General features: G+C 70.8%; 7 protein-coding genes and 1 pseudogene. 3 read left to right on the top strand and 5 right to left on the bottom strand.

All coding sequences use genetic code 11. The features are described 5' to 3' along the window. Window positions 1–15: 15 nt before the first annotated feature. Window positions 16–678 (top strand): TIGR03085 family metal-binding protein, encoded by a 663-nt coding sequence (locus AC08OT_RS17895; protein ID WP_462187562.1) that lies wholly within the window; start codon window positions 16–18, stop codon window positions 676–678. Window positions 679–751: 73 nt separating this feature from the next. Here the strand turns inward: AC08OT_RS17895 and AC08OT_RS17890 are convergent, their stop codons facing one another. After that, window positions 752–1537 carry a glycoside hydrolase family 26 protein gene (locus AC08OT_RS17890; protein WP_476603071.1) on the bottom strand — a complete coding sequence of 262 codons (786 nt, stop codon included), beginning with the start codon at window positions 1535–1537 and terminating at the stop codon, window positions 752–754. A gap of 28 nt (window positions 1538–1565) precedes the next feature. Continuing rightward, window positions 1566–1976, bottom strand: a complete 411-nt coding sequence (locus AC08OT_RS17885) for a hypothetical protein (protein WP_476594263.1) — start codon at window positions 1974–1976, stop codon at window positions 1566–1568. A 592-nt stretch (window positions 1977–2568) separates the two neighbouring features. Here AC08OT_RS17885 and AC08OT_RS17880 point away from each other — a divergent pair. Together AC08OT_RS17880 and AC08OT_RS17875 are read left to right on the top strand one after the other, a co-directional pair. After that, window positions 2569–3123 carry a CD225/dispanin family protein gene (locus AC08OT_RS17880; RefSeq protein ID WP_476594264.1) on the top strand — a complete coding sequence of 185 codons (555 nt, stop codon included), beginning with the start codon at window positions 2569–2571 and terminating at the stop codon, window positions 3121–3123. A 133-nt stretch (window positions 3124–3256) separates the two neighbouring features. Further along, complete coding sequence (locus tag AC08OT_RS17875; protein ID WP_476594265.1) at window positions 3257–3478, top strand: CD225/dispanin family protein; 222 nt, start codon at window positions 3257–3259, stop codon at window positions 3476–3478. A 123-nt stretch (window positions 3479–3601) separates the two neighbouring features. Here the strand turns inward: AC08OT_RS17875 and AC08OT_RS17870 are convergent, their stop codons facing one another. The 3 genes and pseudogenes from AC08OT_RS17870 to AC08OT_RS17860 all read right to left on the bottom strand — a co-directional run. Beyond that, window positions 3602–4504 (bottom strand): CD225/dispanin family protein, encoded by a 903-nt coding sequence (locus tag AC08OT_RS17870; protein WP_476596288.1) that lies wholly within the window; start codon window positions 4502–4504, stop codon window positions 3602–3604. Between the two features lie 144 nt (window positions 4505–4648). Continuing rightward, on the bottom strand, window positions 4649–5482 hold the full coding sequence (locus tag AC08OT_RS17865) for an ABC transporter (protein WP_476596289.1): 834 nt from the start codon (window positions 5480–5482) through the stop codon (window positions 4649–4651). A gap of 580 nt (window positions 5483–6062) precedes the next feature. Continuing rightward, a pseudogene (locus tag AC08OT_RS17860) lies at window positions 6063–6524 on the bottom strand (ATP-binding cassette domain-containing protein); the annotation flags it as partial. Window positions 6525–6747: the final 223 nt, after the last annotated feature.

Raw genomic sequence — 6747 nt, 5'->3', positions numbered from 1 at the left:
CCTAGAGTGCCGCACATGATGGGGTCAGGAGCGGTTCTCACCCGGCGAGGAGCCCGGGCGCAGCGGCGGGAGCTCGCGGACCTGCTGGCCGAGCGTGGCCCGGCAGCGTCCACCCTCTGCGCCGGATGGACAAACCATGATCTGGTGGCGCACCTGGTCACCCGCGAGCGGGTGCCGTGGGCCGCTCCCGGGCTCATCGTCGGTCGGCTGCACGGCATCACGGAACGGGCCGAGCGAGCCACCATGCGGGCCCACACCTTTCCCGAGCTGGTCGAGACGTTCCGTGCCGGGCCGCCGTGGTGGCAGCCGACCCGCATCGGCCTGATCGACGATGCCACGAACCTGGTCGAGTTCTTCGTGCACGCCGAGGACATCCGCCGCGCCGCCCCCGGCTGGGAGCCTCGCGAGCTTGACACCAGGAGCCGTGACGCGATGTGGACCGCTCTGTTGCTGATCGGGTTCGCCGGGTTCCGGCGAGCCGGCCTGGGTGTCGTGGCGGAGCGTACGGACGCTCCTGGCCGGCGCACCCTGCACGGCGGCGAGCCGGTGGTGGAGATCGTCGGGCCGCCTGAGGAGATCGTGCTGTACGCGTTCGGGCGGGGCCAGGTCGCCCGGGTCGAGCTGCGCGGTTCCGACGCCGACATCGAGCGGTTCCGCGCGGCTCCCACCGGTCTCTAGCTCCCGGCAGCTCCGATCTGGGTGTGATCTGGGTGTGATCCGGTCGGAGCCGTGCCGCCATCGGGGCGGGGCGCTACCAGAGCGAGGCGTAGGTGGCCGCGCCAGCGGGATGCTCTGTCGGGTTCACCAGGGAGGAGTGCACGTTCCCGGGCTCCGAGTCGTTGAAGTACGTCTCGTAGGCGAGGATGTCGCGGTTCGCGGCGAACGTCTGGTACATGTTGCGGATGTACACCGGGTTGTCGCCGCCGGCCCGGCCGGCGCGGCCCGCCCCGGTGTCACTCTTTCCGACGAGTCCCCATTCCGGGACCGAGAACTGCTTGCCGTGCTGGCGGGCGAACGCGATTGTCGAGCAGAGCCCGGTTTCGGCGTGGCACTGACTGGCGAAGGCAGCGTCGTCCGTGCTCGCCGGCCATTGGTCGTAGCTGTCGATGCCGATGATGTCGACGTACTGGTCACCGGGGTAGACGGCCCAGGCCCCGCTGCTGTGCGCATTCAGCGTCCAGTCGATGCGGGCCTGCGGATCCGTCGAGCGGATCGCGCTGACGACCTGGCGGAAGCAGTTCACCCAGGTGGTGGGGTTGGTCTTGGAGACCGACCACGGGAACCAGTCGCCGTTGAACTCCCAGGCGAGCCGGATGATGCTCGCCGGGCGGCCCTTCGCCACCAGCCACCGGCCGAAGTCCGCCCAGTGGCCGTTGTAGGCGCCGCTCGCGCAGGAGTTCATGTCCCCACCGCCCGTCGGGTAGAAGGGCTGCGAGATGATCCAGGTGCCGGCGAAGGTCGAGAACTTCTCCGGGCCCGAGCCGAGCCACGGGTTCGTCATGGTCTGCCAGCTCGACCGGTCGGTGAAGGTGAGCACGACGTTGACCGGCGAGCCGCGGAAGCTCTCAGGCCCGCACCTGCGTCATCGTCCCCGCGGCAACGCCGCTCATGCCGCCGGGCACCGAATCGCCCCCGCCACCGATGGGGATGACGGGCACCTGTACCGCCGGCTTCGTGACCCGGGCCGCGGCGCCGGGGGTCGTCGGTTTGGCGGCGGTCCGCGGGGCCGTACCGGCCGGGGTGCCCGCGGGCACCGGGGCGGGTGACGGCGAGGGGGAGCCGACGGTCGCGCTGGAGTCTCCGCCGGGTAGCCCGCCGGTCGTGCCTGCTGAGACGCTGGGTTGTACCCGGGGGTCATCGCCGTGTCGGGGCTTCCCGTGCTGGATGGCGGTGGCCTCGACTGTCGCCGAGCCTTCGCCCCCGGTGTCGCGTTCGGGGACGAGGGTCCACCCGACTGCGGCAGCGACCAGAGCCATCACGCCCAGCGACGCGATCCAGGCAGGGTGATGCGGACGGCGATGCCCGCGCCGGGAACCGGATCGGACTCTCGGCGGGCTGGGATCGCCCTCCGCTCGGTGCTTCACCGCGGGTATCCCTCCGTGCGTGGCAGTGTCGTCAGGACCCCCCCCCGGGTCCCGGCTTCGGCATCGAAGCGGATGACCTCCATGTCGCACAGCAGCCTGAGACGGACCGGACCAGCCTCCGGTCGCCCCCTCGACGCCGGCTGCCATGTCTAGATAGTTCGGATGAAACACTACACCGACGTGCTAGACCGACTTGTCGGAACTCGGGGGTTTCGGGCGGTGAGGCTCTCGGGTGGCGTGGAGCCCGGCTGGTCGGCACGCCGGTTGGTCGACATGCTGGCTGTGCCACAATGTGCGCGCGGAGCCCGGGACGTGCATGGTGGTCCACCCACCTCGCGTCACGGATCCCGCGCACGGGTCGGGGATCACGCGTCGGTGGAGTGTCGGCGGTGTCTAGTCGAGCGCCCCGAGGATCATGCAGCCAGGCGCGGTGGCGGGGCCGTTCATCGGCTCGCCTGCCACGACGACAACAGGAGAGCACCCAATGTCCCAGCCACCCGAGTACCCTCCCGCCGGCGGTCACGGCCAAGGGGGTTATGACCAGGGCGGCTACGGCCAGGGTGGTTACGGCGGCCAGGGCGGTTACGGCGGCCAGGGCGGCTATGACCAGGGCGGCTACGGCGCTCCACCGCCCGGCTATGGACCCCCGCCCGGTGGGTACGGCGCGCCGCAGGGCTACGGCGCACCCCAGGGCTACGGCGGCCCGGGTGGGTTCGGCCCACCTCCGCCCTACAACCAGCCGATCCCGACCTACCTGTGGCAGTCGATCGTGGTCACCCTGCTGTGCTGTCTGCCCGCCGGTGTGGTGGCAATCGTCTATGCCACCAAGGTGCAGAGCCGCCAGCAGATCGGCGACATCAACGGCGCGCTGGATGCCTCCAAGAAGGCCAGGATGTGGTGCATCATCTCGGCCACCTCGATCATCGTGGTGTTCCTGGTCATCCTCGCCATCGGCTTGGCCGGCGGCTTCGAGACCGATTCCAGCACGTTGTATTCGACGCTCCCACCGGCCCTCACCCGGAGGAGTGTGTACCGGTGACGACTCCGTCGAGCGGCCCGCTCCCCGGGTACGGCCAGGGCCGCCGGGCGGCTATCCGCCGTACCCGCCGGGGGGATTCGGTCAGCAACCGCCGTACGGTCAGCCCATTCCGACCTATCTGTGGCAGTCGATCGTGGCCACCCTGCTGTGCTGTCTGCCCGCCGGCATCGTCGCGATCGTCTTCGCCTCCCAGGTGCAGGGACGCCAGCAGTCCGGCGATGTGGCCGGCGCCCTAGAGGCGTCCGCCAAGGCGAAGAAGTGGTGCATCATCTCGGTCATCGCCTTCGCGGCCATCCTCCTGATCTATCTGGTGGCCATTCCGATCATCGTCGGAGCGGCGGCGAACAACAGCTGACCGCCCGCTCACCGTGGTAGTGACCCGGCGCGAGGCTCATCGATCATCGAGATCGGATCGTCCCGCCATCCGACTAGCCCGCAACTCGGTAGCGGCCGTCCGCTCGGCTCGGTCGTCGGCTCGTCAGCCGATGGAGCTCCCGTCGCCGAGCCCCGCCATTACCGAGAGAGACGCGAGGAAGAGGAGGCCGAACACGAGTCCGGCCAGGCACCAGGCCAGGCTGCGACGCGATGCCCGGCGCGCCCCGGCGACGTCGTGGGCAAGGAGCCGATGTGACGCGCGCGAGGAGTTGATGATCCCCATCACGCCGAGCGGCGCGCACAGGAATGTCGTCAGGATCGCGAGAGCCAGGTAGTTGCCGACCTTCGGCGTCGCCTCGGAACCTGGCCCCCGTCGTTCCCCCGACCTCTGCCGCGTCCGCGCGTGCCGTGGTGTCTGCGTGGACCGCGGTGCCTGTGCGTGTCGCGGTGCCTGTGCATGCCGCGGTGTCCGCGTGTGCCGCCGGACCGTCTGGTGGGGTTCGGCGGGTCGGTGGGCCTGTGTTCCGGGCCAGCCCGGATGGGGGTGGGGGCCGGTGTCGTTGTGTCGACTCCGCGGGTAGCCGGTCGAGTAGTGATGGCCGCTCGAGTAGTAGTGACCGCCGGTGTCGGCCGCGGTCCAGGGAGCCCAGCGGGCACCGGTGCCCGTCCGGCAACCGGCGTTCGTGCGGGTGCCGGTGTTCGTCCGACCGGTGTGGTTCGTCGACCCCAGGCCGCCCGCGCCCGGTGCCGGGGACGAGGGCGGCCCGGTGAGGCGGGCGTCGTACTCGTCCCGCCACTTGTCGAGGATTTCGTGGGACACGGTGAGGAGCTGCATCGTGCGCATGGACTGTGCGTCCCGGCTGGCGGGATTGTCCGGATGATGGGCCCGGACACGGGCCCGGTACGCCCGGCGGATCTCCGCCCGGTCAGCGGTGCGCGCGACCCCGAGCACGGTGTAGGCGTCGGCGCCGCCGAGTTCGCGAACCAGCCGGTTGAGCGGGGTCAACGTCCGATCCGCTTGACGACGTCGCCGCGGTTCCGATCGGAAGGCACCATGCGAACCGCCATTCCCCGTCGTCGGCCGGGCGCCATCAGCGGTGATGATAGGCGATCTGTCCGCCATTCGTCTGCCTTTGGCAGATTCGTGCTGTCAGGCCGTGACGTCCCGGCGGGCCAGGCTCACCGCCCCGATCACCGCCGCACCGGCGGCATACAGACCCCCGATCAGCAGCGTCGACCCGTAGCCGGCATCGGCGGTACCTCCCTGGCCGATCGCGTCGAAGACCAGTCCAGGGAAGACCCGGCCCGCTCCGCTCCAGGACTCCTGGACAATGTGCTCGATCGGAAACGTCCACGCGATCCCGACGGCGAGGGTGAGCGCCGTCGACCGCAGGACCAGCCCGAGCACGGTCCCGGCGAGTCCGAAGAAAACGGCGGCCACCAGCGTGTTCAGGTAGCTCGACGCTGCCTCCCCGAGCGCGTCGGCGCTCCACCACGCTGACGTGTCAATGTCCCGAATCCCGGCGACGGCCAGCCCGACGACGATGCTGACCACCAGCGCGGCGACGAGCGCCACCGCCACCGCCACCGCCACCAGGACGAGCATGACCGCCATGCGTCCGGCGAGCCAACCCAGCCGCCGGGGCTCCCGTAGGAACAGGGTTCGCAGCGTCCCCTGGCTGTACTCGAGGGTGATGCTGATCGCGAAGACGAGGAAGACCAGCAGGCCGGTGAAGGTGCTCCCGCCGGTGAAACCGAGTGCCACCCCGGACGCCGCGGACACCTGCGTGAACGTGACGTCGAAGCTCGGTGGCCCACCGCTGCCGCCCGGCGGGGAGCCGCCCGGATCGGCCAGTGCGAGGAGCAGCACGGTCGACAGCACGCTCAGCAGGGCGAGGATGCCCATGGCCACCGCCGTACTCGGCCGCCACAGCTTGATCAGCTCGGCGTGGAAGGACCGCCGGGCCGCTACCAGGAGACTCATCGCAGTGTCCCCTCGTCATGACGGGCCGCCGCAGCGGCGGACAGCCCGCGGATCGGACTCGTGGATCTGGTCGTCGTCCCGCCCGTGGGGGGCCGCTGGGAGCCGGCACGCCGGCCGGTGCTGGTGTCGGTGCTGGTGTCGGTGATGTCGCCGTCCGGGTTCGGGCCTGGGTGACCAGACCCTGGTAGCGGTCCTCCAGGCTGAGCCGGCGCGGAGACATCTCGACGAGGGTGATGCCCCGGGCCGCCGCGGCCCGGTTGATCCTGGCCAGCAGGCGGGTGGGGCCGTCGGGGCCGTCGTCTGGGTTCGCGTCGAGACTGACGACGACATCCCGGGGCCGCCGCGTCGCCGGTACCGCCAGGCCGGCGAGGAGATCGGCGAGCAGCGGGACGTCATCGTCGTGCTCGGGGCGTAGGACGATGTCGTAGGTGGAGGTTGCCATCAGCCGGTCGGTCGGCCCCTGGTAGGCCAGCCGCCCGCCCTCCACGACGATCAGCCAGTCGCAGATCTGCTCGACCTCGGCGAGTAGATGCGACGAGATCAGGACGGTGCGCGCCGTGCGCCGGCTCCCGGCGATGGCCGGCCCGGCGGCGATGGATCGGATGAGCTCACGCATCTGCCGGATCCCGATCGGGTCCAGTCCGTTCGTCGGCTCGTCGAGGATGAGCAGGTCCGGATCGCTGAGCAGGGCGGCGCCGATGGCGAGGTGCTGCTTCATGCCGAGGGAGTACGTCCGTACCTTGTCCGCGCCGCGGCCGGTGAGTCCGACCTCGTCGAGGATCCCGTCCACCCGCGTCGGGTCCTGCCCGCCCAGCACGGCGAGGGAGACGAGGTTGCGGGCACCGGACAGCGCCGGGTACAGCGCGGGGCTCTCGATCAGGGCGCCCACCCGTGGCAGGTAGCGGGCCGGTGTCACCAGGGGATGACCGAGGACGGTCCCGGAGCCCCCGCTGGGGCGGACCAGGCCGAGCAGCATGCGCAGGGTCGTCGTCTTGCCGGCCCCGTTGGGCCCGACGAATCCGGCGACGACCCCCTCGGGAATCGTGAGGTCGAGACCGGTGACGACGGTCCGGCGCCTGTACCGCTTGGTCAGACCCTGGACGTCGACGGCGGCCGGCCGGTCTGTCTCAGGTGCCGGGCCGGGTGGTGCCGGGTGATGGCGAACTGCGCTCGCCAGTGGTTGTCATCATGGGAATCAGACTGGTGTGGCCGCCCCCTCACGTCGTCCGTCCAGCGGCGGCATCGTCGTACGCAATGTGGCGCAG

The sequence above is a fragment of the Frankia sp. CgJB1 genome (assembly GCF_977947065.1).
This window is presented reverse-complemented; position numbering and strand designations above follow the sequence as displayed.